Here is a 24,137-nt window from a genome sequence, read left to right as displayed (position 1 = left end):
AATTTACAAAGGTGGTGATGAAATGGCTGGTAAAAAGGGGCTAGGTAGAGGATTACAGGCTCTTATACCGGAATATCAAACAGAAGAACTGCAAGGGGTAGAAACGATAAATATAGCCTATATTCATCCCAATCAATACCAACCGAGAAAACAATTTGATGAAGAAAGTTTAAAAGAATTAGCAGAATCTATTAAACAACATGGAGTTATTCAGCCAATTATAGTAAGAAAGGTAGATTCTGGATATCAAATAGTAGCAGGGGAAAGACGTTGGAGAGCTGCTAAAATTGCGGGACTTTCGGAAATACCAGCAATTGTGAAGGATTTTGATGATTTACAGATTATGGAAATAGCCTTGATTGAGAATTTGCAAAGGGAAGATTTAAATCCCATCGAGGAAGCTAAAGCATATAAAGCATTGATAGAACAATTTAATCTTACACAAGAAGAGATATCTAAAAAAATTGGCAAGAGCCGTTCGGTAATTGCAAATAGCATAAGACTTCTCAATCTCGACGATAGAGTGCAAGAAATGTTAGTGAAAGGTGATATAACAATAGGCCATGCAAAGGTTATACTTTCTTTACCAAATAAAAGTTTACAGTATGAAGCAGCAAAAAAAGTTGTTGAAGAAAATTTAAATGTAAGAGAAACAGAAAATTTAGTAAAGAATCTATTGCGTAAAAATGAAAAAATCACGAAAAAGCTAAAGTTGGACAAGATAGATGTGCATGTTAAGGAAATAGAAGATAATTTATGCAGTTTTTTAGGAACAAAAGTAAAAATATCTCAAAGAAGTAAAGATAGAGGAATTATACAAATAGAATATTACAGTGAGGAAGATTTGACAAGAATTATTGAAATCATTTATGGAAAGGGCTAAAAAGCCTCCTATTTTTATGGAGGCTTTTAATTTTATCCAATTTTGCAGCAATTTTACCATTTTTAAAGCAAAACGAGGGATTTAATTAGGTACGTGCAATTGTCAGCATATTATTCACCTAACTTTTGACACACACTTTAATTAGTTTTTTGTTGCTAATGAGAAAAAATAAATATAAAATATAGTTAAGAACTCTAAAAGGAGGTTTGCATATATTAATAGCGGGAGATTTAATTTAAAGGAGATAGGATTATGATTTATTTTGATAATGCTGCTACTTCTTGGCCTAAACCCGAGGGAGTGTATAAGGAAGTAGAGAAAGTTTTAAGAAACTGCGGAAACCCTGGAAGAGGCGGACACAAAATGGCACTTGAATCAGGAAGGGTTATTTTTGAAGCCAGGCAAGAGATATGCAGCATTTTCAATATTAAAGACCTTATGAGAGTGGTATTTACATCTAATACAACAGAAGCTTTGAATATTGCTTTAAAGGGCCTTTTGAAAGAAGGAGATCATGTAATAACTTCTAGTATGGAGCATAATTCTATGATAAGGCCCCTTATGGCATTGAAAGAAAAAGGAATAGAAGTTACAATTGTGAAAGCAAATGAGGAAGGAAAGATTGACCCTGAGGATATAAAGAAAGCAATTACAAAAAAAACAAAAATGATTGCAATAACCCATGCTTCCAATGTGACAGGTACGATAAATCCTATTGAGGAAATAGGAAATATTGCCCGGGAAATGAATTTAATTTTCTTGGTGGATGCAGCTCAGACGGCGGGAGTATTGCCTATAGATGTAGAAAGACAAAACATCGACCTTTTAGCTTTTCCTGGCCACAAAGGATTGTACGGTCCTCAAGGTACAGGAGGATTATATGTAAGAGAAGGTATAGATGTATTGCCTCTTGAAGAAGGGGGAACGGGAAGTAAGTCAGAGTCAATGTATCAACCTGATTTGATGCCAGACAAATTAGAAAGTGGTACTCCTAATACTCCAGGGATTGCAGGACTAAAGGAAGGAGTGAAATTTGTAAAAAACATAGGTGTAGATGCTATATATCAACATGAAAGAAAGCTTACTAAAATGTTGATAGAAGGATTGGAGCAAATAAAAGAAGTTAAAATATATGGTCCACACGAAATAGAAGAAAGAGTTGGAGTAGTTTCAATAACATTAAAAGATAGAGATGTAGGAGAAATAAGTTATATTTTGGATAGAGACTTTGACATAGCTACTCGAGCAGGATTACACTGTGCTCCATTAGCCCATTCAACAATTGGCACACTAAAGACTGGCACTTTGAGATTTGGAATTGGCTATTTTAACACTGAAGAAGAAGTAGAAAAAGCTATAAAAGCTATTGAAATAATTTCGCGAAAAACATTCTAACGAATTGGAGGAGAAACTTATGCAAAACTTTTTAGACATTATTTCTCAAAATGCTACGATGATTATCCTGTTTTTATCAGTTTTATCAATTATAGAATTAATTTTCATACTTATAATTAATGGGAAATTTTTAAGATTAAACAGGACTTATAATAAGGTAATTAAAACATTGGAAAAAGGAGATGTCTTTGATATTTTTTCTAGAATCCTTACAGAGAATGAAGAGATAAAAAACAAATTGGACAAGTTAAAAATTGATTTAAATTCTTTAGACAAAGAAGGAAAAACAGCAATTAAAAAAGTGGGAATGGTGCGGTATAATGCTTTTCCTGATGTAGGCTCTGATTTAAGCTTTTCTATTGCCCTATTAGATAGCAATGACGATGGTATTGTTTTGTCTGGAATATACGGAAGGAATGAGACGGCTACTTTTGCAAAACCTATTGAAAGAGGGCAATCTAAATATCCTCTTTCTGCTGAAGAAGTACAAGCTATAGAAAGAGCCAAAAGAAAAGCTTTGTAAAAAACAGGGAGTGATAACCTTGATTGCGTTTATTGTGAACCCAGTGGCGGGTGGAGGAAGGGCCTATCGGAAGATTCCAGAAATTAGAAGGATCATGAAAAAGAAATTAATCGATTACAAAATTTTTATAACAAAATATGCAGGGGAAGGGAAAATATTAGCAAGAAAAGCAGCTCTTAGTGGATTTAAAGTTGTGGCGGCAGTTGGAGGAGATGGTACTGTACTTGAAGTAGTAAATGGAATAAAAGGTACACAGGCTGTACTGGGAATTATTCCTGTAGGGACAGGAAATGACTTTGCAAGATTTTTCCACATACCTAAAAAGTTAGAAAAGGCTATTGATGTGCTTATAATGGGTAATATTAAAATTATAGACGGAGCTGTGATAAACGATATATTAACTTTTGGAAATATTACAAGCACAGGCATCGCTTCTGAAACAGCGGCAATGGCTGTGCGGTTTAAAAAGTTTTTATCTGGAATATGGGTTTATTTGTCTGCCCTTTTAAATGTCCTCTTTAAGTACAAGCCCTATTCTGTAAAGATAAAGATGGATGATAAAGAGTTAAATAGAGAAATAACAATTTTTGCAGCGGGAGTTTTAAGCTATTATGGAGGCGGCTTAAAGCTTTTGCCGGGTGCTGATCCTAATGATGGCTATTTAGATGTCATGATTGTTGACAAAATAAGTAAGATTAAATTATTGGTTTTATTGCCCTTAGTTCTTTTTGGAACCCATACTAAACTTAAAATTGTAGAAGTTTATAGAGCAAAAAAAGTAGAAATAGAGGCAGATCGAGAAGTACCTGTTACTGTCGATGGTGAAATATTATATATCAAAAACCTGGAAATAAAAGTGGAAAAAGATGCAATAAAATTATGCACTCTGTAAATTTAATAGAGTATATTGCGTTAAACTCTCAGGAATAATAAATTATGAAACCTGAGAGTTTATTATTTTTTGGAGGCGGATAAATGGCGGAGAAAGTAAAAGGAAAGTTGATTATCATAGGAGGAGCAGAAGACAAAGAGGACAAATGTGAAATATTGAGAGAAGTTGTAGGTTTAGCTGGGGGAAGAGAGAGTAGAATAGTTGTAATGACAACAGCCACAGAAAAACCTGTGGAAGTGGGCAATATGTACATTTCTATTTTTAAAAAATTAGGGGCAAATGATGTAAAAGTTGTAAACATAAATTCAAGGGAAGACAAAGAAATAAACTATGCAAGGGATGTACTTGAAGATTGCAGTTGCGTTTTTTACAGGTGGTGACCAATTGAGGATAACCAGTATTTTAGGAGGAAGTGGCATAGATAAATTGTTAAAACAATTGCACAAAGAAGGAACTTTGATTGTAGGTACAAGTGCAGGGGCTTCGGTGATGTCACAAACTATGATTGTGGAGGGAAATGATGAAGATTCTCCCAGGAAATGCACTATCAAAATGGCTCCTGGATTAGGTTTATTAAAAGATGTAATAATTGACCAACATTTTGCACAAAGAGGGCGCATTGGAAGGCTTCTTGCAGCAATTGCTCAAAACCCAAACAATCTCGGAATAGGGATTGATGAAGATACTGCCATAGTTGTAGAAGAAAATGAATTTAGGGTAATAGGGTCAAATGCTGTGACAGTAGTGGAGGGAAGAAAGCTAAAACACTCTAATGTTTCTGAATCAAGTCCTAATGAAATTTTAGCCCTCACCAATGTTATACTTCACATATTGCCATCCGGTTATGGTTATGATTTAGAAAAATGGATACCCAAAGTCAAGCTCAAGGAGGATAAAGTATGATTATTAAAGATATAAGGGTATATCGAGGGAGAAATATATACAGCCATAGACCTGTAATAAAAATGGTAGTAGATATAGAGAGATTGGATATTCCTACAAAAGATATACCCAACTTTAATGAGAGATTGATAAAACGGCTTCCTGGCCTATCAAAACATAGTTGTTCTTACGGATATGAAGGGGGATTTCTAAAGAGATTAGAGGAAGGCACCTATTTACCCCATGTGACAGAGCATATAATTTTGGAACTACAAAATATGTTAGGGTATGATGTAAAATTTGGAAGAGCGAGAAATATAGAAGGGGATTTGTATTATATAATTTATGAATATGGATTAGAAGAGTGTGGCATAAGAGTGGGGAAATTAGCGGTTGAAATGGTAAATAAATTTATACAGGGGGAAGAATTTGATTTAGAAGAAAGACTAGAAAGAATACGCAATATAATTGCTGAGATAGAACTAGGGCCTAGCACAATGGCTATAAAAAATGAAGCTTTAAAAGCGGGAATCCCAGTTACAAGGGTGGGAAATGGAAGCATTTTGCGGCTAGGTTATGGGAAATATCAAAAAATGATTGAAGGCACAATTTCACAAAATACTAGTTGTATTGCTGTAGACATAGCATCAGATAAAATCTTGACAAAGCAGATTTTAAGAGACCATGGATTTCCTGTGCCGGAAGGAGATGTTGCTTACAATGAAGAAGAAGCGATTGCTATTGCGGAAGAAATTGGATATCCTGTCGCTATAAAACCTTACAACGGAAATCAAGGCAAAGGAGTTCATTTAAACATAACCAATAAAGAAGAAGTAAGTATAGCCTATAGAAACGCCAAAGCTTACAGTGACCTTGTTATTGTAGAAAAACATATAAAGGGAAAACATTACAGAGTATTAGTTGTAGGTGAAAAAGTAGTAGCGGTAGCTGAAAAAATTCCTGCCCATGTGATAGGAGATGGAATTCATACTATTGAAGAATTAGTAGAAATAGAAAATAAAAATCCTTTAAGAGGAAAAGGCCATGAAAAACCCCTTACCAAACTCACAATAGATACGATTTCTAAAATGACCCTTAAAAAACAAGGATTTGATCTAGAAGAGATCCCTAAAAAAGGGCAAAAAGTGTTTTTAAGGGAAAGCGCAAACTTAAGTACAGGAGGAATTGCAATAGACAAAACAGATGACATTCACCCATATAACATAGAAATTGCTGTAAGAGCGGCAAAAGCCATTGGCCTTGATATAGCTGGTATAGACATTACAATGGAGGACATAAAAAAGCCTCTAACTAAAGAAAATGGAGCAATAATTGAAATAAATGCATCTCCGGGCATAAGGATGCACCATTATCCTAGCAAAGGTAAACCTAGAAATGTAGCAAAAGCGATTGTAGATATGCTTTTCCCTAAAGGAAGCAAAGCTACCATACCTATTATATCTATTACGGGTACAAACGGGAAAACTACAGTCACCAGGATGACAGCTCATATTTTAAAAACCTATGGCTATACTGTAGGAATGACTTGTACTGACGGCATTTATATCGATGACACCTGTGTCTACAAAGGTGACAATACTGGTCCTAAAAGTGCAAGAACTTGCCTTGCTGATAAAAACATAGATGCTGCAGTGTTAGAAACGGCAAGAGGAGGTATTATAAGGGAAGGTTTAGGTTACGATTTGGCAGATGTAGGGGTGATAACCAATATTTCAGAAGACCATCTTGGCATTGATGGGATAGAGACTTTAGAAGACTTGGCTTTTGTTAAGGCTTTAGTGGTGGAAGCGGTAAAAGAAGACGGTTATAGTGTTTTAAATGCTGATGACCCGATGACCACTTATTTGGCCCAAAGGGCAAAAGGGAAAATAATATATTTTTCAATGTACGATAATAACCTCACTGTAAAAAAACATATAGAAAAAGGCGGAATAGCAGTATACGTTAAAGACGGTGTCATCGTTATAGCGAATGGGCAAATAATTCCTGTTGTAAAGATAGAGGAGATTCCTGCAGCTTTGTCAGGGAAAGTTTTGTACAACGTGGAAAATGCTCTTGCAGCTATCGCTGCTTCTTATGGAGTAAAAGTGCCTGTAAATATTATTGCAAAAGGTATAAAGACATTTTACTGCGATACTACACACAATCCTGGGAGGTTTAACTTGTTTAATGTAGGTAATTTCCGTGTATTAGTAGATTATGGCCACAACATAGCTGGAATAAAAAGTGTAATAGAAGCAGCACAAAAACTTGATGCGAACAGGCTCATCGGTGTGATAGGAGTTCCAGGAGATAGAATAAATTCTAGCATATTAAAAGTAGGAGAAATTTGTGGTCAAGGATTTGACTTTATATATGTAAAAGAAGATTTAGATTTAAGAGGTAGAAAACCGGGAGAAGTAGCTAAATTATTAGAACAAGGTGCAATAAAAGGGGGTATAGATAGGAAAAAAATAAAGACTATTTTAAAAGAGACAGAAGCATTAAGGGCGGCTATGTACAATGCTGAAGGAGGAGATTTAATAGTAGTCTTTTATGAAAAATATCAGCCAATTATAGAGGTGATAGAGGAGTTTATCAAAAACAAAGATTTGAAAAATATTGAAATAAAATTAGAAAGGGCTTGAGTTTAAGCCCTTATCTTATTTTGTTCATATATTTCATTTATTGTCTTGTATATTCCCACAGAAATTATATCTGCCATTTTCATTACAGTTCTAAGTCTTGTATTTTGAAGCACCATGTATTCCATAAAACCAGAGATATTGACAATTCCTGTAACAAACATATCTCCTACAGAAGGCAGGTCTTTAGAAACCCCCGCTCCAGGCTTTATAGGTCCTTTTCCAACAGAGATATGACCTACGTGGTTTAAAGAACCCAAACAAGCGTCTATCGCTATCATAAAAGGACGTCCATAATTTAAATTTATGTACTTTAAAACCTGATGTATGTTTTTTGCATGTAGTGGTTCTTCTAAAGTACCAAAGACATGGGCTTTTCCTTTAAGAAGAGGCTTTAGTTTATGACCAATTAAAGGTCCCAAGCTATCCCCTGTGGACCTATCAGTCCCTATACACAGCAAAACTATTTCTTTTCGATAATCATATAGTTCTGTCAGGTAGTTAGAGAAAAATTTATAAAAATGCCCTACAGCACTTTTGTCTTCAATATTTATTAACTCCATATGCTTCTCCTTTCTTAAGTTGATAAGTCTTACAAATATATTTTTGTCAACTATGTAAAATTAAATACAGGTAATTTCCGGTTTTGATTATTGAAAAACCTTTCTTACTTGTGTAATATATAAAATATAAAGGAAATAAAGCGGGTGATATGATGGAGACAATAGCTCAACTATACCAAAAACTTTCAAGTCTTTACGATATAAAAATATTAAAAGTAACTTTCGACATCATAAAAATTTTGGTTATAGCTTTTATAGGTATAAAAATAGGAGACATACTTATATCAAGGTTTTACAAATTACAGACAAAAGGAAAAATACAGCTTCCTGAAAGAAAGATAGGCACTTTAATGTCTCTTACCAAAAATATATTGAGATATGTCATTTATTTCATAGCAGCTGCTTCAATACTAAAAATTTTCAACATAGAAATGACATCAATATTGGCAGTTGCCGGAATTGGCAGTTTGGCTATAGGTTTTGGTGCTCAAAATCTAGTCAAAGACGTGATTTCGGGGTTTTTCATAATATTTGAAGATCAGTTTGGAGTTGGGGATTATATAACGATAAATAATTTTTCGGGTCTTGTTGAAGAAGTAGGACTAAGAACAAGCAAAATAAGGGATTTTTCGGGCGATTTACATATAATACCAAATGGAGAAATAAAGACTGTAACAAACCATACACGAGGCAGTATGAGAGCGCTTGTAAATGTAGGTATTCCTTATGAGGAAGATATTGATAGAATAATAAATGTGCTCACACAAATTTGTGAAGATATAAAAAAATCCAGGAATGATGTGATAGAGGGCCCTACAGTCTTGGGAATTACGGATTTTCAGGACTCGCAAGTTTTAATAACGATTATTGCGAAAACAGAGCCTATGAAACAATGGGAAGTTGAAAGGGATATAAGATACAGGATAAAAAAAGTATTTGATAGAGAAAAGATTACATTTCCGTATCCGCATACAGATGTTACAATAACAAATATTGACACATAACTCGGTTAGTAATGTGTGAAAATCAAAGCACCTTTTTAGTTGATTTATTAAGTTCATAAATTAATTGAGGTGATTGTTTTGCCAAAAGAACTCCATGTAGGAGATATTGTAAAGATGAAAAAAAGCATCCTTGTGGTTCTGACGAATGGGAAATTTTAAGAGTTGGTATGGATATTCGTATAAAATGCCTAAAATGCGGAAGAATGGTTTTGATGCCGCGAGCTAAATTTGAAAAGAGCATCAAAAAAATTTTAAAAACAGTTGAAAATCCCTCTGGACAATGATAGAATATGGATATGGATTGCCGCCTTGCCCTTTTTGGGGCCGTTTAGTCCAAAAGGAGGTGAAAAGATGAGGTCATACGAGACAATGTACATTCTCTCTCCAGATTTAAGTGAAGAGGAAAGAAAAGGCTTAATAGAAAGATTTAAAAACCTCATCATTGAAAATGGTGGAGAAATAACCAATTTTGATGAATGGGGTAAGAGAAAATTAGCCTATCCAATTGACAAAAAGCCTGAGGGATATTATGTACTGATGAACTTTAACAGCAACTCAAAGGTTTCTCAGGAATTGGAGAGAGTTTATAAGATCACAGATGGCGTTTTGAGATATTTAATAATAAGAACTGACGAATGATCGTTTATTAATATAAAAAGGTGGGTTAAAAATGTTAAATAAGGTTATTTTAATAGGCCGTCTTACAAAAGACCCTGTGATGAGGTATAGTGCTAACATGGTTCCTGTTACTACATTTACATTAGCGGTTAACAGGAATTATGTCAGTCAAAGCGGGGAAAGGCCTACAGATTTTATACCCATCGTAACTTGGAGAAAACTTGCAGAAATTTGCGCTAACAATTTAAAAAAAGGCAGATTAATAGCGGTAACTGGAAGCATTCAAACCCGAACATGGGATGATAATAGCGGCAATCGACATTGGGTTACTGAAGTTGTAGCAGATGACGTGAGATTTTTAGAGCCGAAATCTGGTTTTGGCAGCAGTGGCAATGCTGAAGAAAATAGAGATTTTGATGAAGGCTTTGACAGTGTATTTGAAGATATACCGGAAGAGTTTGAGGGCTTTACACCTATAGAGAGTGAAGATGATTTACCTTTTTAAAAAGGAGGTTGAAGGATGACAACAGCTAATACGACGGCGAAAGATAACGCAGCTACTAAAAAAAGAGGCAGAAAAGCGAAAAAGCGCGTTTGTGCTTTTTGCACAGATAATATAGATAAGATTGATTACAAAGATGTAGCAAGGCTCCGCAAGTACATCACAGAAAGAGGAAAAATTCTGCCGAGAAGAATTACAGGAAACTGTGCAAGGCATCAAAGGCAGCTTACAAAAGCTATTAAAAGAGCAAGACAGATTGCACTACTACCATATACAGTAGAATAATGATATAATAATAAGAGGGCGATGCCCTCTTTTAGTTTACTATTTAAAAAAGCTGTCAAAAATAAAGGTGGAATAAAAGTATGAAAAATAATCTTGAGATTGCTAAAAACATAAGGAGTATTGAAAATTTAAAAATAAAAATTTTAGGAAAAGTATATTCTCTTTTGAAAGCCTTTAATGAAGATGAAAGTGGAGAAGTGTTAGTAGACAATCTTTGTGATATTTTAATTTCTGCGTACTTATTAGGAGAGAAATTAGGCTATGACTTTGAAGAAATAGATGAAGCGCTTCAAAAAAACTCAAACTTCAAATTATTGATAAAAACTTTGAAGGAGAATATAATTTTTCTGGATTAGAGAGATACATAAAGGGTAGAAAGCGGGAGTGATTGATTTAATGGATTTACGAAAACTTACCAATGCGGCAATGATGACAGCAATGGCTGTAGTAATGACATTAATAGGAGTGTATATTCCGCCCTTATTTGTGCTATTTTTTTTGATACCAGCTCCCATTGCTATAACTTGTATAAGAAGTTCTGAATCTTATGCTATTGCATCATCTTTTGCTGTATTTATTGTAAATGTAATTTTTACAGATATAGGTACAGCTTTTACAAGTTTATTTTTTGCCTTACAAGGATTTGTTATGGGGTATTTAATATCGAAAAAACGTAAAGCTAGTGAGACACTTATAGATACTTCTGTTGTGTCAATATTTGGTGTGATTGTAATATTTTATTTCATAAAAGTGGCTTTCAAAATAAATGCACTCGATCAGTTTTTTAAGGCAATTGATATGAGCACAAAAGAAGTATTATCTATTTATCAGGGACATCCAAACTTTTCGGCTATAAAAAGCAATTTATTAACAATTGAAGAAATGCTAAAAATGACTTTACCTGCATCTATAATAATCGCGGTCGTAGCTGTCATTTTAATTAATTATATAATTATATACAAAATCTTGAAAACTCAAAGGGTTTATATAGATGCACTTCCACTTTTTGAAGAATGGAAAATGCCTTATGTCACAGGATGGATTTTCATTGGAGCATTACTGTATCAATATTTTCTAAAGCAACCTGAAGCAATAACTACCAATATAATAGTATTGCTTTCTCTAGGTTTTACTTTAGGAGGCTTGGCGGTAGTAAAATATTATTTAACTCATAAATTGAATATGAAATCATTGGCTGCTAACTTAATCCTTGTATTTTTATTTCTTTTTCCTCTTACCTCTTGGCTATTCACCATAATAGGTATTGCAGATACCAGTATGGATTTAAGGAAATACATGAGTTAGAAAATGAGAGGTGTTTTTGTGGATAAGAAATTTTATAAAATAATTTCTTCTGTCAATGTGATAAATATTTTACTATCAGCTTTATTAATAGCTTTAATGTTTTACTACAACGAGATAATTGCTTCTATTTCATTAATCATCTTTCTTTATGTGCTTTTAAGTGAATACTATGGCGTAAAGAAAAAGCGATTAGAATTGGATAAATATATAGAAAATATATTTTTCAATGTTGACAAGGCATCAAAAAGTGTTTTAGCAAAAATGCCAATTCCCGCCGTTATTTTAAATGATAACGGAGAAATCCTGTGGTATAACTTAAGCTATTCTCAGGTCTTTAATGAAGATGAAGAGATAAAGAAATTGATAAAAAAATATGCTGGAAACAAAATAGATGACAAAAAAACCAAATAGAGTTCAATGGCCGGAACTATTCCGTGTTAAAAGTAGATTCTCAAGCAAAAAGAAAAAAAGGGAAGGACCTAAGCTGTACTCTTTTATTCCTTGATAACACTGAATACATTCAGCTTAAGAAATCTTTAGCTTTCGATAGACCTGTGGTAGGGCATATAATAATTGACAACTACGAAGAAGCGATGATGGCAATAGAAGATATTAAAAAAGCGGTGGTTTCTTCAGAAATAGAAAAAAACTTTCAGAATGGGCTTCCTCAATAAAAGCTTTTATGAAAAAATATGATGATGATAAATACTTTGTCGTATTTAAAGAGGAAGGATTAAAAAGCTTAGAAGAAAATAAATTTGAAATATTGGATAAAGTGAGAGAAATTGGAGAAGAGATAAAAATCCCTTTAACTTTAAGCATAGGAATTGGAGCAGATGCCAATGACTTTTTAGCCTTAAATGAATATGCCTCTAGCGCCTTAGACTTAGCATTAGGGCGAGGAGGAGACCAAGCAGTAATAAAAAGAGGAGATAAAATTTCGTTTTATGGAGGAAGAACACAAGCTGTTGAAAAGAGGACAAAAGTAAAGGCGAGAGTAATTGCCCACGCTATAAAAGAGCTCATAAAAGAATCCTCTACCATTTTCATAATGGGTCACAACTTTATGGACTTTGATTCATTAGGTGCTGCAATTGGCATGTATAGAGCCAGCATGTCTTTAGGCAAAAAAGCCTATATAATATTAGATAAATCTAATGTAGCAATAGATGAATTGGTAAAGAAAATACAAAACACAAAAGGCTATGAAGATTTATTTATAAAAAGCAGTGAAGTTAAAAACATGGTGGACCAAAACAGCCTTTTAATAGTTGTTGATACCCATAGACCCAGTTATCTTACTTATCCCGAACTTGTAGATATTATAGACAGAATAGTTGTAATAGACCACCATAGAAGAGGGAAAGAGTTTATTGATAAAGCCTTGCTTGTCTATTTAGAGCCTTATGCTTCTTCTGCTAGCGAATTAGTCACAGAAATTTTGCAATATATAGTAGACAAGATTGACATAAAACCTATAGAAGCTGAGGCTTTAATGGCAGGAATATCAGTGGATACAAAAAATTTCACTTTCAGGACAGGTTCCAGGACTTTTGAAGCAGCCTCCTTTTTGAGGAGAAAAGGGGCAGATACAACCTCTGTTAAGCAGCTTTTCCAAAATGACTTAGATTCTTACATAATAAAAGCTTCAATAGTGAAAAATGCCGAGATATTGGATAACGGCATTGCAATAGCAGTTAGCCCTCCAAATGCCAACAATCTCATTATAGCCCAGGCTGCTGATGAACTTCTTACAATAAAGGGAGTACAAGCCTCTTTTGTCCTTTTAAAAAGAGAAGAAGATGTAGCCATAAGCGGACGCTCTCTTGGAGACATAAATGTTCAAGTTATCCTTGAAAAGCTTGGTGGAGGAGGACATTTAACTGTTGCAGGAGCTCAGGTCAAAAAGCCTATAGAGGAAGTACTGCAAGACTTAAAAAATGCTATTAAAGAATATTTTGAAGAGGAAGGTGAAGACAAATGAAAGTTATATTAGTAAAAGATGTTAAAAATGTAGGAAAAGCAGGAGAAATTGTAAATGTCAGCGACGGGTATGGGAGAAATTATCTCCTTCCAAGAGGACTTGCCATAGAGGCTACAGAATCCAACATAAAAGTGCTTAATGAAAAGAAAAAGGCAGAAGAGAAAAAGAGACAGCAAGAATTAGAGGAAGCAAAAGAAATGGCCCAAAAGCTTTCAAACTTAAGCTTAGTTTTAAAAGTAAAAGCAGGAGAAAATGGTAAACTTTTTGGATCTATCACTTCAAAAGACGTAGAAGAGGCTTTAAAGGAGAAAGGCTTTGACATTGATAAGAAGAAAATATCTTTTGACGAGACTGTAAAGACTACAGGTACCTATTATGTAGACATAAAACTTTATCAAGGAGTCATAGCAAAAGTGAAGGTAGATGTTGTGGCAGAGTAATTAAAGCAAGGGGGAATAAGGATGGAGTGGAGCAAAATCCCTCCCCAAAACATAGAAGCTGAACAATCCGTCTTAGGGTCAATGTTTTTATCTAGGGATGCTATAATAGACGTTTCTGAAATAATAAAAGCCGACGACTTTTATAAAGAATCCCACAAAAAATTATTCGATGTAATGATGGAGATGTTTGAAAAAGACATCCCCGTTGACCTTGTGACAGTAGTTGATGAACTTAGAAAGCGAAACATGCTGGAGGCTGTTGGCGGAATTGATTATATAGCAAGCCTGTCTTCCAATGTTATTACCACTGCTAACGTATCTTACTATGCAAAGCTTATAAAAGAAAAGGCCACATTGAGAAGGCTCATTGAGGCCTCTTCAGAGATTATGGAGTTAAGTTACGAAGGGGATGACGTAGAAACTGTCCTTGACATAGCAGAACAAAAAATATTTGATATAGCTCAAGGAAGAAACACTACTAATTTTTCACCTATAAAAGACGTGTTAATGAATACCTTTTATAAAATAGAAGAACTTTACAAAAACAAAGGACAGCTTACGGGAATTCCCTCTGGCTTTCCTGACCTTGACTTAAAAACTGCCGGCTTTCAGCCCTCTGACTTTATATTAGTCGCAGCAAGACCTTCAATGGGAAAAACCTCTTTTGCTTTAAATATTGCTCAAAATGCAGCTCTTTTGACAGGCCTTCCTGTTGCCATATTTAGCTTAGAGATGTCAAAAGAGCAGTTGGTAAACAGGCTTATCTGTTCTACTGCCAATATAGATAGCCAAAAGCTTAGGACAGGAAACCTTGATGAAGATGACTGGATGAAACTGGCAGCTGCGATGACTCCTCTTTCTAAAGCTCCTATCTATATTGATGATACCCCTGGAATTGGCGTAATGGACATAAGGGCGAAGTGCCGGCGCCTTAAACTGGAAAAAGGATTGGGCTTGGTGATGATAGATTATCTGCAGCTTATGCAGGGAAGAGGAAGGGCAGAAAACAGGCAACAAGAAATTTCAGAAATATCGAGGTCTCTTAAAAGTTTAGCAAGAGAACTCAATGTTCCTGTAATTACCCTTTCACAGCTTTCCCGCACCTGAGTCTAGGTCAGACCACAGACCTATTTTGAGCGATTTGAGAGAATCTGGAGCAATAGAGCAGGACGCTGACATAGTAATGTTTTTGTACAGAGATGATTACTATCATAAAGATTCTGAAAAGAAAAACATAGCAGAAGTTATAATTGCAAAGCACAGAAATGGACCCACAGGTACAGTTGAACTTTTATGGCTTGCACAGTATACAAAATTTGTAAGTCTTGATAAATATAGAACGGAATAATCTTTAGTTTGCTTTTAAGAAGGGATGAAAGTCATTATGGCTCATTTTGATTACCTTAAAAAAGTCCCTTATTTTAATGAACTGGAGGACAAATCCCTTGAAGAGATACATAAGATTTCTATCATAAAATCTTTTAAAAAAGGCTCTATTATTTTCATAGAGGGGGAAAAGGGAGAAGCTATATATTTTGTAAAATCCGGCAAAGTTAAAATATCAAAAACATCTTCTATCGGGAAAGAGTACATTATTAAAATAATGGAAAAAGGGGACATATTTGCTGAGTCTATTCTATTTGCCGGTGGAGAATATCCTGCAACTGCAGAGGCTATAGAGGACTCCGAAGTGATTATGCTTAAAAATCAAGACATAGAAAACTTGATACTAAAAAACAGCGAAATAGCCTTAAGCATTATTAAACTTATGGCGAAAAGATTAAAAAATGTGTCATATATAATAGAGAACCTTGCTTTAAGAGATTCAATAGGAAGGACTGCCTCCGTGCTTTTGACCTTTGCTAAGGAAAGAGGAGTAAATGTTAAAGAAGGGATTTTGCTAAATCTAAATTTAAACAGGCAGGACCTCGCTAACATAATAGGTATATCTAGAGAAACTGTAACAAGAGTTCTAAGCCAAATGGATAAAGAAGGGATTATTAAATTAAATAGAAATAAGGTAATAATAAAAGATATAGAGAGATTAAGAGAAATGTTGTAAAAATTTCGCCTCAAGTGGGTTATACCATAGACACCGGGGACGGTTCTTGTTGTCCGGAAACAAAAAGCTCTCCAGAAGATGGGGAGCTTTTTGTTTTATTGCCTATTAGAAGACATCATTTCATCAACGGCGGAAACAAAAGCATTGAAAGTTTTGTAATTATAACATTTATAGCCACAAAAAGGGATACATAAGAAATCAAAATAAACATATAAAGTTTAAATTTTCAGATAATTAACTTTAAACATCACTTATTAAGCTCTGAAAAGCTTTATTTTACTGCCTTTGAAGACATTTTACAAATTTAGCCTATTGTAACTTCCAGTTACAAAATTAAAATTTTTCACTGGCGATATATGAAAAAAAGAGAAAAAGAAAGGAAAATATAGATAACTTCGCCAAAACGAAATATTGGGAGGGCTTATAAGCATTTTTGCCATTTTACTGGAAAGAGGTAAGAATGGTAGGATAAAATTGAAAGAAAATTTGGGAGGTGAAGAAAATTGAAGAAAGCTATAGCTTTATTGGCATTAGTAGCTTTTTTACTTGGGATAGTGACGTACATTAACGTAAAGCCCTCCTATATAAATGATAAAAAAGTAATGCAACAATACATGTTAGCAGAAGAAAGAGAACCAAGGGTACATGGAGATATAAATAATCCATGGGGTGGATAGAAGCTTAGAAATTGAAAAATATTTTTAATATCCAATGCTTACATACCGTAGAAGATAAAAACTCAAGAAGGATAAAAAGATATCTATAGAACGGCTTAGATGAAAGCTTTTGAATTTTCCCCAATCTATTATAAATAAAAAAGATGCAAAGCAAAAATAGATTTCAGGCAGGCTGAAGGCACATCTTAAAACTTTTATGTAAAAAATTTTTGAGATGGGCTCAGCATAAAAATTCTTTAAGGAGAGAAAGAAAATGAAACCGTCTAGATATAACTTTTTCTTTGACTTTCCTGAAGAGCCGGAGAAAATAGTAGCTTATAATTCAAGAACAGGAGCTTTAGCCTTAATGGAAAAAAATAATTACGATAAGTATAAAAATTATGTGGAAAAAGGCATTCCAATTGATGACAGTAAATTAATAGAGGACTTGAAAAAAGGGCAATTTCTCATAGATGACAATGTTGATGAACTCCAGTTGTTACGTTTCAATCTCTGGCGGAGTAGATTTAATGACAAAAATTTGGGTTTAACTATTGCACCTACACTAGGGTGTAATTTTGCCTGTGTATATTGTTATGAAAAGGATAGTCAGAAAAATGTATTTATGAGTGAAGAAGTACAAGATAAAATAGTTGAATATATAAAGCGGCAGATAAAGTATTTGCAGAGTGTAAATATTACTTGGTATGGAGGGGAACCTTTATTAGCTTTTGACATTGTCAAAGATATGTCAGAAAAAATTATAAAGCTCTGTGATGAAAATGAAGTTATGTATGGAGCATCTATTATAACAAATGGATATAACTTGACAAGGGAAGTAGTAGAACAATTTAAGAACTTGCGATTATCATTTATACAAATAACATTAGACGGTCCCCAGGATGTGCATGATAAAAGACGTCCTTTAAAAGGTGGACAGGGGACTTTTGAAAAGATACTGATCAACATAGAAGAAAATATTGATATAATGCCAAATATTTACTTAAGAATAAACGTGGACAAAGAAAACGTAACCAGAGTTAATAAGATATTAGATGAGTTAGAAATAAGAGGATTGAAAAATAGACTCAGCGTTTATTTGGGACATGTAGAACATACAAATGACAGTTACGTACCAAATAAATGTCTATCTATGTATGAATACTCTAAAGTAACTTATATGTTTGAAAAAGTGTTAAAAGAAAGAGGTTTTTCGAATAATTTAATGCATAAGTACCCCCATTTAAAATACAATTTTTGTGGAGCAGATAGTGTAAATTCAATGGTGATAGACCCGGAAGGATACATATACAAGTCTGGTCTGATATAGGTATGGAAGAGTATAGAGTAGGGAATATATTGGACGACACGTCCTTAGTTTCTTTGAATGTTGATAAATATATGGAATATCTTCTTTATGACCCTACGATAGACGAGATGTGTATTGATTGCAAGCTACTGCCAATTTGTATGGGAGGATGTCCAAGGAGAAGAATAGAGAGAGTGACGGAGAGGTGTAGGGATTATAAGTATGTTTTAGAAGAGTATTTAAAAGATATAGCAAAAGAATTGTTAGAGAAAAAACAAGAAAGGGTTTAAACCAATTTGAGTTTGATGTTTTAGGGTATTAATTTTGATTAGAATGTGCGCACATTCTATATAAAAGATAAAAAGAAGGGAGGTAAAAGAAAATGGAATATTTGATAGAAGGGTATAATAAAGATGTCATTTCTCAAATTAATTTAGCTTAAAATCGAAAAAATTTCTCAGATTAAATAATCTTGTGATAAAATTAATGCTAAAGGAATTTGATAAATTTTTTCAGATTCCTTTAGCATTAATTTTAATTGGAGAGGTTACTTATGCAAATAGTTTTCCATGTTGATAACATTGAAGAATATTTACATAAAGGTAAAGATTACAATTTCCCTGCCCCGCCAGATAGATGTCCTCATCCCGATTGCAAGTGTAAAGTAAAATTAAAAAAGCACGGGTTTTATTACCGTTACTATTTAGACGGATCCAACTGTGTAAAAATAGCCATAAGAAGATATATATGCCCTGTGTGCAAAAGGACTCTTTCCTACCTTCCTGATTTCTGTATTCCTCATTTTCAGTATTCTTTCAATATGATTGTAAAGTCTTTAAAAGAGACACTTCTCAGAGAAAAAACTCTCAGTTCTTTCATAAGTGACTTAAAAAGAAACTTCCCTACCATACTATTTTCAAGACAGCATATATATTTTTACACCAAAAGGATAATGAATAATTTAAGTTTTATCATATACGGATTAAGGCAAATAAACCCTTACATAAAGTTATCTGAGACTGACTCACAAAGAGAGAGGGCCAGAGAGATTTTGGACATAATAAGCATTGTACCACTCTTCTCCCAACGGTTTTATGCTCATTGCCAAAAATCATTTCTGGCCTCTCTCACATAATTCTAGCATTAAACCTGAAAGATTTAAATAAAAATTTTGATTTTTTCTTAGCAACATAACTTTTTCCTTTAATGTCCCCCAGGTATGAGCTAAAATTACGATTAAGAAATCAAAAAAGTGAAGGGGGAACATATAAATGCTTGATGAAAAAGCGAGAGAAGCTATAGCATTAAAGAGATTTTCACTGATAAGTCCGGTGTTAAACGGACAGGTAAAAAATCAGAAAGAATATTTTGATGCTCTTTCCGATAAACCTATTGAGATACCTTATCTTGGAATGAGAAGATATACTCCCAAGACACTTAGAGGGTGGCTATATCAGTATTTAAGAGGCGGTATAGAAGCGTTAAAGCCGGGTTATCGAAGTGACAGAGGCAAATACAGAAAGATAGACTTTGAACTTTCAGAGAGAATAAAGCAAAAGAAGCTTGAACATCCTGAAATGCCAAACAAACTTCTTTATGAGACATTGATAGGAGAAGGAATAATATCACCGGATAAAGTATCCCTTTCGACATTCTATAGGTTTTTGAAAAACATTCCTGTAAAATCTTTAGATAAAGAAAAAGAGGGTAAAACAAAGAGGTTTTCCCATGAATACATCAATGAACTGTGGCAAACTGATGTCATGTATGGGCCATATATTAAAGAAGGTAAAACAAAGAGACAAACGTACCTTATTGCATATATAGATGATGCTTCCAGGCTGTGTACCTATGCTCACTTTTACTATACCCAGAATTTTTTAGCTTTAAGAGACTCATTTAAAGAAGCAGTGCTAAGAAGGGGAATACCCAAAATGCTCTACACTGACAATGGAAAGATATATAGAAGCAGTCAATTTGAATATATATGTGCCTCACTAGGTACATCTCTTATTCATGCTGAGCCCTTTTCACCTCATTCAAAAGGAAAAATAGAAAGATTCTTTCATACGGTGAGAATGAGATTTTTAAGCACAATAGATCCTACATCCATAAAGAGTATAGATGAGCTCAATATGATGTTTTTTAAATGGCTGGAGGATGATTACAACCGAAAAGAACACAGCAGTATTGGCATGAGTCCTTTAGATTTTTTCATGTCTCAAATATCAAGGGTAAATATGTGTAAAGACATAGATATGTTGAATGAATGTTTTCTCATAAGAGTAAATCGTAAAGTAAACAAAGATGCTACACTTAAAGTGGAAAATATACTTTATGAAACAGAAGAAAAGTTTAAAGGTATGCGCTTAGAAGTCAGATATGACCCGCAGTGGCTTAAGGATAATACACCTCTTCTACTTTTTCATGAAGGCAAAAAAGTGGGGGAAGCGTATAAGGTAAATTTTCATGATAATGCTAAAATTCCCATAGGATACACCCAAAACAAAAATGCTGTAAGCAGAAATGAAGAGTTAGTTGATTTTATTAAACACACAGTGATATCCTTTAACGATATCATTGATTAAAAAAGAGGTGTTTACAATGTTTACCCAATATTTTGGAATGAAATTTAATCCATTTTCTAAAGAGATAAGTGTAAACGACCTTTACATAAGTGAAGACATTGCTGAATTAAATGCCAGGCTAAAATATTTACAAGAAACAAGGGGTATAGGACTTATCGTTGGGGAGGCCGGTTCAGGCAAATCTACCGCATTAAGAAGATATGCTGAAAGCCTCAACCGTTCTACATTTAAACCATGTTACTTTGCTCTATCTACACTCACAGTGAGAGAATTCTATCAAGCATTGGCTATGATTTTAGGCGAAACACCCTCATACAAAAAAGTAACGCTCTTTCACCAGATACAAAGAGCGATAACAGAACTTTACTATAGCCAGAAGATAACTCCTGTCATAATATTAGATGAAATACAACTGGTTTCTAACGATGTTCTTGAAGATTTGAGAATAATATTTAACTTTAATATGGATTCTCAAAACCCGTATATATTGATACTTTCAGGACAACCACACATAAGAAACAAACTAGCCTTGAATGTAAACAGTGCACTAAGGCAAAGAATTTCTATAAAGTATGTGATGCAAGGGCTAAAAAAAGAAGAAATTCAAGATTATATAAAAACAAGAATGAAAATAGCCGGAGTGGTGAATGATATATTTACACCATCAGCATATGAAGCAATATATTCTCTAACAAAAGGGCTCCCAAGGATAATAAATAACCTGGTAACAGCTTCTCTTCTCTATGCGTATTCTAAAAGGCTAAGAGAAATAGATGAAGAAGTAATATACCAGGCACAAAATGAAATCAGTTTGTGAGAGTAGTAGCTTTCGCTACTCTCATTTTTTATTATACATCAATTAACCCAAATTGCCAATAACAGATATTAACATATTTTAGCGGTAATGCTCTTAAAAAGTGAAAAAAATTTTTAATCAGGCTGTGATAATTTGAGAAAAAATACTTTTATGCACTTAAAAAATGCCATTATAATTTGAAAATCTTTGGAGATTTAATTTGAGAATTGACAATAATAAAGAAATTGGCAATGAGATACCTAATGACGTTTTTCCTATAACACCTTGTGATATAATAAAATTACCAGAAGGACCAGGTCCCTGTGTGTGCTGGGGTCCATATTGTTGGGTGCAGGCATGCCGTCCTAAGATGGAGCCTTATTACGGAGCAATAAAGTAAATTGTTATCTTAATAGCGATGCATCTGGAACTTTTAAGTTTTAGATGCATCGCTACTTTTAAAAATTATAAGTGAAAGGATGGATATATTCTTGAGAAAAAAGTTACCTATTTTAATAGTTACTTTGGTATTTTCAGTAATTATATTACTCAGTACACATATTTTTTTGAATACACGGCTTAATTTATATTGGACAAAGGAATTAACAGAAAAGCAAAAAATAGAAGACTTTGAATACATGTATAACATCTTAAAAGACAATTATGCTCATTTTTATGAAGTGAAAAAGATGTATGGTTATGACTGGTTAGAATATAAAGAGCAATTTAAAGAAAAGATAAAGAAGACAAAAAATAATTTAGAATTTTATTATGCATTAAATGATATTCTACTAAAATTGCATGATGGGCATACACATGTTTTAAGTCCCGGGTATTATAAATATTTATTTGGACCATTAGGTTTTAAACCTTATGAAGATATGTTTAGGGAATCAGAAAGTTCTTATAAGATGTGGGAAAAAATCTTTAAAAATACATATAGACAGGGCGAACTAGAAGATTATTATTCACTAAAGAAAAGAAGAGAAAATGTTGTGACAGACGTTATAGAACCTGGAAAGATCGCTTATTTGAAAATCTATTCTTTTTTAATTGATTATCACAAAGAAGGAGAAGAATACAAGAAAGAAATAGAGATCATATACGATTTTTTGAAAAGTATAAAAGATTACCCGTATCTTTTCATAGATATTAGTGATAATGAAGGGGGTAATAGGGAGTACTGGTTGCAAGCTATAGTAGCACCTTTGAGGAATAAGTTAAAAGAAGTTAAAAACTTGTCAGTAGAAAAGACTTATCTTATAAGAGGTGGGGAATATATTGTTAATCTGCTTGAAAATTATATACCAGATTTGAAAAATAATACTATAGATAAACTTCCTATGTATGATTTGCTTCCTGCAGGAGTAAAAGAAAATTTCATGTACTATGCGACCACAGATATAGTAAAAGATTTTGAAAAATTTTCTAAATATGTAGAACCTGTAGATTTTAATGGGAAGATATTTTTAATCGTTAGTAGAACCACTTATTCAACAGCAAATATATTTGCAGAATTTTGTAAAGAAACGGGCTTTGCTACAGTAATAGGTGAAAGAACCAGAAAAGGAGATGGAGGATGGCTTATGCCAGGTTTAATGCGCCTTCCTAATAGCGGGTTAATTGTGAGATTTGATGGAGCAATGCTTATAAATCAGGATGGTACTTCATATTTTGAAACAGGGACTATACCAGATATAGAAATAAAAATGATTCCTAAAAACCCATTTGAAAAAGATGAGGAGCTAAAACAAAAAATACTGCAAGTAATTAAATCGTTAGAAAATGAGGAAAAAGGCATTAAATAAGGAAAAAAGGTGTGATACTGTTGAGTAAGAAACTGTCAATTTCTATGATTACTTTGATATTTTTATTGATTCTGATATTTTCAACAGGATTTTTTACCGGTATATATACTTCAAACACTCTATTTGCATCAAAGGAATTAAAAGATTTAACAGAGAAAGAAAAGATAGAAGATTTTGAGTATATGTATAACATTTTAAAAGACAATTACGCACATTTTTATGAAGTAAAAAAGATGTACGGCTACGACTGGCTAGCCCATAAGGAAGAGTTTATAGAAGAGATAAAAAATACAAGGAATAATATTGAGTTTTATAATAAATTAAATGAAATTTTAGGGAAATTGCATGATGGGCACCTTTATGTAGCAAGTCCTAGCTATTTTAATTATTTTTTAAAGTTAATCGAAGATGAAGCGATAAGAGATTTTGTTGAATTAAAGCCTTTTATAAAAATATTTAAAGATTCCAAGAAAAATTATGAAAAATGGAGTGAATTGCTAGTATAAATTCAGAGAGAGTCCTATATACGATAAACTTTCAGAAGAGATGAAAAAAGATTTTACAATCTATGAATTTAAAGAAAACCTATTTAAACAAGAGGAAAAGTATATAGAAAAGTTTTTCAAATCAAATGAATATGTAAATTTCAAAGGGAAGATATTTCTAATAATAGACAGAGCGACTTTTTCTGCAGCCACAGAATTTGCCAAGTTTTGTAAAGAAACAGGTTTTGCTACATTAGTGGGAAGAAATACTTTAGGCCATGGTTCACTTACCTCATATATGAGACTTCCCAACAGTGGATTGATTGTGAGATTTGAAGCCGGCACAATTTTAAACCGAGACGAGGGTTCATTTTTTATAGAAGGTGTGAAACCGGACATAGAATTAGATGTTCCAGATACAAATGCTGGCTATCCAGAAGTAAGAGCAGAAATATTGAAGCAAAAGACAGTTGAATTAATTAAATCTTTAGGAAAAGAGAAGTAATTTCTAA

At 33.4% G+C, this 24,137-nt stretch carries 23 protein-coding genes and 5 pseudogenes; 27 read left to right on the top strand and 1 reads right to left on the bottom strand.

Going from position 1 to position 24,137, the window contains the following annotated elements; genetic code table 11:
- The first annotated feature begins 22 nt into the window (after window positions 1-22).
- From OEI98_RS14845 to cphA, 6 genes and pseudogenes are all read left to right on the top strand, one after another.
- Window positions 23-883, top strand: a complete 861-nt coding sequence (locus OEI98_RS14845) for a ParB/RepB/Spo0J family partition protein (RefSeq protein WP_003870005.1) — start codon at window positions 23-25, stop codon at window positions 881-883.
- A gap of 252 nt (window positions 884-1,135) precedes the next feature.
- Window positions 1,136-2,278, top strand: a complete 1,143-nt coding sequence (locus tag OEI98_RS14840; RefSeq protein WP_266038772.1) for an aminotransferase class V-fold PLP-dependent enzyme — start codon at window positions 1,136-1,138, stop codon at window positions 2,276-2,278.
- A 19-nt stretch (window positions 2,279-2,297) separates the two neighbouring features.
- The gene (locus OEI98_RS14835; RefSeq protein ID WP_004399532.1) at window positions 2,298-2,801 is read left to right on the top strand and encodes a DUF4446 family protein; all 504 of its coding nucleotides are present in this window, start codon (window positions 2,298-2,300) and stop codon (window positions 2,799-2,801) included.
- A 19-nt stretch (window positions 2,802-2,820) separates the two neighbouring features.
- On the top strand, window positions 2,821-3,693 hold the full coding sequence (locus tag OEI98_RS14830) for a diacylglycerol/lipid kinase family protein (RefSeq protein WP_003870008.1): 873 nt from the start codon (window positions 2,821-2,823) through the stop codon (window positions 3,691-3,693).
- Window positions 3,694-3,776: 83 nt separating this feature from the next.
- Window positions 3,777-4,596 (top strand): annotated as a pseudogene (locus tag OEI98_RS15205) (cyanophycinase).
- Window positions 4,593-7,223, top strand: a complete 2,631-nt coding sequence (gene cphA, locus OEI98_RS14815; protein WP_074592732.1) for a cyanophycin synthetase — start codon at window positions 4,593-4,595, stop codon at window positions 7,221-7,223. Before OEI98_RS15205 ends, cphA begins: the two are co-directional and overlap by 4 nt.
- A gap of 2 nt (window positions 7,224-7,225) precedes the next feature.
- On the opposite strand, the gene yyaC is transcribed toward cphA, so the two are convergent.
- Window positions 7,226-7,783 carry a spore protease YyaC gene (gene yyaC, locus OEI98_RS14810; protein WP_004399536.1) on the bottom strand — a complete coding sequence of 186 codons (558 nt, stop codon included), beginning with the start codon at window positions 7,781-7,783 and terminating at the stop codon, window positions 7,226-7,228.
- A gap of 149 nt (window positions 7,784-7,932) precedes the next feature.
- On the opposite strand from yyaC, the gene mscS reads away from it, so the two are divergent.
- From mscS to OEI98_RS15440, 21 genes and pseudogenes are all read left to right on the top strand, one after another.
- Window positions 7,933-8,787: a small-conductance mechanosensitive channel MscS gene (gene mscS, locus OEI98_RS14805; protein WP_028986059.1), complete on the top strand. Its 855-nt coding sequence runs from the start codon at window positions 7,933-7,935 to the stop codon at window positions 8,785-8,787.
- Window positions 8,788-8,865: 78 nt separating this feature from the next.
- A pseudogene (locus OEI98_RS14800) lies at window positions 8,866-9,071 on the top strand (DUF951 domain-containing protein).
- Window positions 9,072-9,138: 67 nt separating this feature from the next.
- Entirely contained in the window at window positions 9,139-9,426 is a 288-nt protein-coding gene (gene rpsF, locus OEI98_RS14795; protein ID WP_003871386.1) for a 30S ribosomal protein S6, read from the top strand.
- A 31-nt stretch (window positions 9,427-9,457) separates the two neighbouring features.
- Window positions 9,458-9,910: a single-stranded DNA-binding protein gene (locus OEI98_RS14790; protein ID WP_019907098.1), complete on the top strand. Its 453-nt coding sequence runs from the start codon at window positions 9,458-9,460 to the stop codon at window positions 9,908-9,910.
- A gap of 15 nt (window positions 9,911-9,925) precedes the next feature.
- Complete coding sequence (gene rpsR / locus OEI98_RS14785; RefSeq protein WP_003867432.1) at window positions 9,926-10,192, top strand: 30S ribosomal protein S18; 267 nt, start codon at window positions 9,926-9,928, stop codon at window positions 10,190-10,192.
- 80 nt (window positions 10,193-10,272) lie between these two features.
- Window positions 10,273-10,580, top strand: a pseudogene (locus OEI98_RS14780) (MazG-like family protein).
- A gap of 8 nt (window positions 10,581-10,588) precedes the next feature.
- Window positions 10,589-11,497, top strand: coding sequence for a YybS family protein (locus tag OEI98_RS14775; protein WP_266038756.1), 909 nt, complete (start codon window positions 10,589-10,591; stop codon window positions 11,495-11,497).
- Window positions 11,498-11,515: 18 nt separating this feature from the next.
- Window positions 11,516-13,481, top strand: a pseudogene (locus OEI98_RS14760) (DHH family phosphoesterase).
- Window positions 13,478-13,921 carry a 50S ribosomal protein L9 gene (gene rplI / locus OEI98_RS14755; protein WP_003871294.1) on the top strand — a complete coding sequence of 148 codons (444 nt, stop codon included), beginning with the start codon at window positions 13,478-13,480 and terminating at the stop codon, window positions 13,919-13,921. Before OEI98_RS14760 ends, rplI begins: the two are co-directional and overlap by 4 nt.
- 21 nt (window positions 13,922-13,942) lie before the next feature.
- Window positions 13,943-15,269: pseudogene (gene dnaB, locus OEI98_RS14750) on the top strand (replicative DNA helicase).
- A 36-nt stretch (window positions 15,270-15,305) separates the two neighbouring features.
- The gene (locus OEI98_RS14745) at window positions 15,306-15,983 is read left to right on the top strand and encodes a Crp/Fnr family transcriptional regulator (RefSeq protein ID WP_266040731.1); all 678 of its coding nucleotides are present in this window, start codon (window positions 15,306-15,308) and stop codon (window positions 15,981-15,983) included.
- A 503-nt stretch (window positions 15,984-16,486) separates the two neighbouring features.
- Window positions 16,487-16,660 carry a hypothetical protein gene (locus OEI98_RS14740; protein WP_003871591.1) on the top strand — a complete coding sequence of 58 codons (174 nt, stop codon included), beginning with the start codon at window positions 16,487-16,489 and terminating at the stop codon, window positions 16,658-16,660.
- A gap of 253 nt (window positions 16,661-16,913) precedes the next feature.
- The gene (locus OEI98_RS14735) at window positions 16,914-17,969 is read left to right on the top strand and encodes a radical SAM protein (protein WP_266038747.1); all 1,056 of its coding nucleotides are present in this window, start codon (window positions 16,914-16,916) and stop codon (window positions 17,967-17,969) included.
- Window positions 17,970-17,998: 29 nt separating this feature from the next.
- Window positions 17,999-18,238 carry an SPASM domain-containing protein gene (locus OEI98_RS14730; protein WP_266038745.1) on the top strand — a complete coding sequence of 80 codons (240 nt, stop codon included), beginning with the start codon at window positions 17,999-18,001 and terminating at the stop codon, window positions 18,236-18,238.
- A 263-nt stretch (window positions 18,239-18,501) separates the two neighbouring features.
- Complete coding sequence (locus OEI98_RS14725; RefSeq protein ID WP_266036853.1) at window positions 18,502-19,083, top strand: DUF6431 domain-containing protein; 582 nt, start codon at window positions 18,502-18,504, stop codon at window positions 19,081-19,083.
- A 136-nt stretch (window positions 19,084-19,219) separates the two neighbouring features.
- Window positions 19,220-20,536 (top strand): DDE-type integrase/transposase/recombinase, encoded by a 1,317-nt coding sequence (locus OEI98_RS14720; protein WP_266036855.1) that lies wholly within the window; start codon window positions 19,220-19,222, stop codon window positions 20,534-20,536.
- A 16-nt stretch (window positions 20,537-20,552) separates the two neighbouring features.
- Window positions 20,553-21,353: an ExeA family protein gene (locus tag OEI98_RS14715; RefSeq protein ID WP_003871651.1), complete on the top strand. Its 801-nt coding sequence runs from the start codon at window positions 20,553-20,555 to the stop codon at window positions 21,351-21,353.
- A gap of 199 nt (window positions 21,354-21,552) precedes the next feature.
- Window positions 21,553-21,732, top strand: a complete 180-nt coding sequence (locus tag OEI98_RS14710) for a hypothetical protein (protein ID WP_266038743.1) — start codon at window positions 21,553-21,555, stop codon at window positions 21,730-21,732.
- Between the two features lie 91 nt (window positions 21,733-21,823).
- On the top strand, window positions 21,824-23,140 hold the full coding sequence (locus OEI98_RS14705) for a S41 family peptidase (RefSeq protein ID WP_003871067.1): 1,317 nt from the start codon (window positions 21,824-21,826) through the stop codon (window positions 23,138-23,140).
- 11 nt (window positions 23,141-23,151) lie between these two features.
- The gene (locus OEI98_RS15445; protein ID WP_003871068.1) at window positions 23,152-23,646 is read left to right on the top strand and encodes a hypothetical protein; all 495 of its coding nucleotides are present in this window, start codon (window positions 23,152-23,154) and stop codon (window positions 23,644-23,646) included.
- 40 nt (window positions 23,647-23,686) lie between these two features.
- A complete protein-coding gene (locus OEI98_RS15440) occupies window positions 23,687-24,130 on the top strand; it encodes a S41 family peptidase (RefSeq protein WP_416237340.1) in 444 nt (147 codons plus the stop codon).
- The last annotated feature ends 7 nt before the right edge of the window (window positions 24,131-24,137 follow it).

This window comes from Thermoanaerobacter sp. RKWS2 (assembly GCF_026240795.1).
In the GTDB taxonomy this organism is placed as follows: Bacteria; Bacillota; Thermoanaerobacteria; order Thermoanaerobacterales; family Thermoanaerobacteraceae; genus Thermoanaerobacter; species Thermoanaerobacter ethanolicus.
This window is presented reverse-complemented; position numbering and strand designations above follow the sequence as displayed.

Coding starts and splice junctions, on each gene's coding strand:
- OEI98_RS14845 (WP_003870005.1), top strand. CDS start 23: ATGGCTGGTAAAAAGGGGCTAGGTAGAGGATTACAGGCTCTTATACCG.
- OEI98_RS14840 (WP_266038772.1), top strand. CDS start 1,136: ATGATTTATTTTGATAATGCTGCTACTTCTTGGCCTAAACCCGAGGGA.
- OEI98_RS14835 (WP_004399532.1), top strand. CDS start 2,298: ATGCAAAACTTTTTAGACATTATTTCTCAAAATGCTACGATGATTATC.
- cphA (WP_074592732.1), top strand. CDS start 4,593: ATGATTATTAAAGATATAAGGGTATATCGAGGGAGAAATATATACAGC.
- yyaC (WP_004399536.1), bottom strand. CDS start 7,783: ATGGAGTTAATAAATATTGAAGACAAAAGTGCTGTAGGGCATTTTTAT.
- mscS (WP_028986059.1), top strand. CDS start 7,933: ATGATGGAGACAATAGCTCAACTATACCAAAAACTTTCAAGTCTTTAC.
- rpsF (WP_003871386.1), top strand. CDS start 9,139: ATGAGGTCATACGAGACAATGTACATTCTCTCTCCAGATTTAAGTGAA.
- OEI98_RS14790 (WP_019907098.1), top strand. CDS start 9,458: ATGTTAAATAAGGTTATTTTAATAGGCCGTCTTACAAAAGACCCTGTG.
- rpsR (WP_003867432.1), top strand. CDS start 9,926: ATGACAACAGCTAATACGACGGCGAAAGATAACGCAGCTACTAAAAAA.
- OEI98_RS14775 (WP_266038756.1), top strand. CDS start 10,589: ATGGATTTACGAAAACTTACCAATGCGGCAATGATGACAGCAATGGCT.
- rplI (WP_003871294.1), top strand. CDS start 13,478: ATGAAAGTTATATTAGTAAAAGATGTTAAAAATGTAGGAAAAGCAGGA.
- OEI98_RS14745 (WP_266040731.1), top strand. CDS start 15,306: ATGGCTCATTTTGATTACCTTAAAAAAGTCCCTTATTTTAATGAACTG.
- OEI98_RS14735 (WP_266038747.1), top strand. CDS start 16,914: ATGAAACCGTCTAGATATAACTTTTTCTTTGACTTTCCTGAAGAGCCG.
- OEI98_RS14725 (WP_266036853.1), top strand. CDS start 18,502: ATGCAAATAGTTTTCCATGTTGATAACATTGAAGAATATTTACATAAA.
- OEI98_RS14720 (WP_266036855.1), top strand. CDS start 19,220: ATGCTTGATGAAAAAGCGAGAGAAGCTATAGCATTAAAGAGATTTTCA.
- OEI98_RS14715 (WP_003871651.1), top strand. CDS start 20,553: ATGTTTACCCAATATTTTGGAATGAAATTTAATCCATTTTCTAAAGAG.
- OEI98_RS15440 (WP_416237340.1), top strand. CDS start 23,687: ATGAAAAAAGATTTTACAATCTATGAATTTAAAGAAAACCTATTTAAA.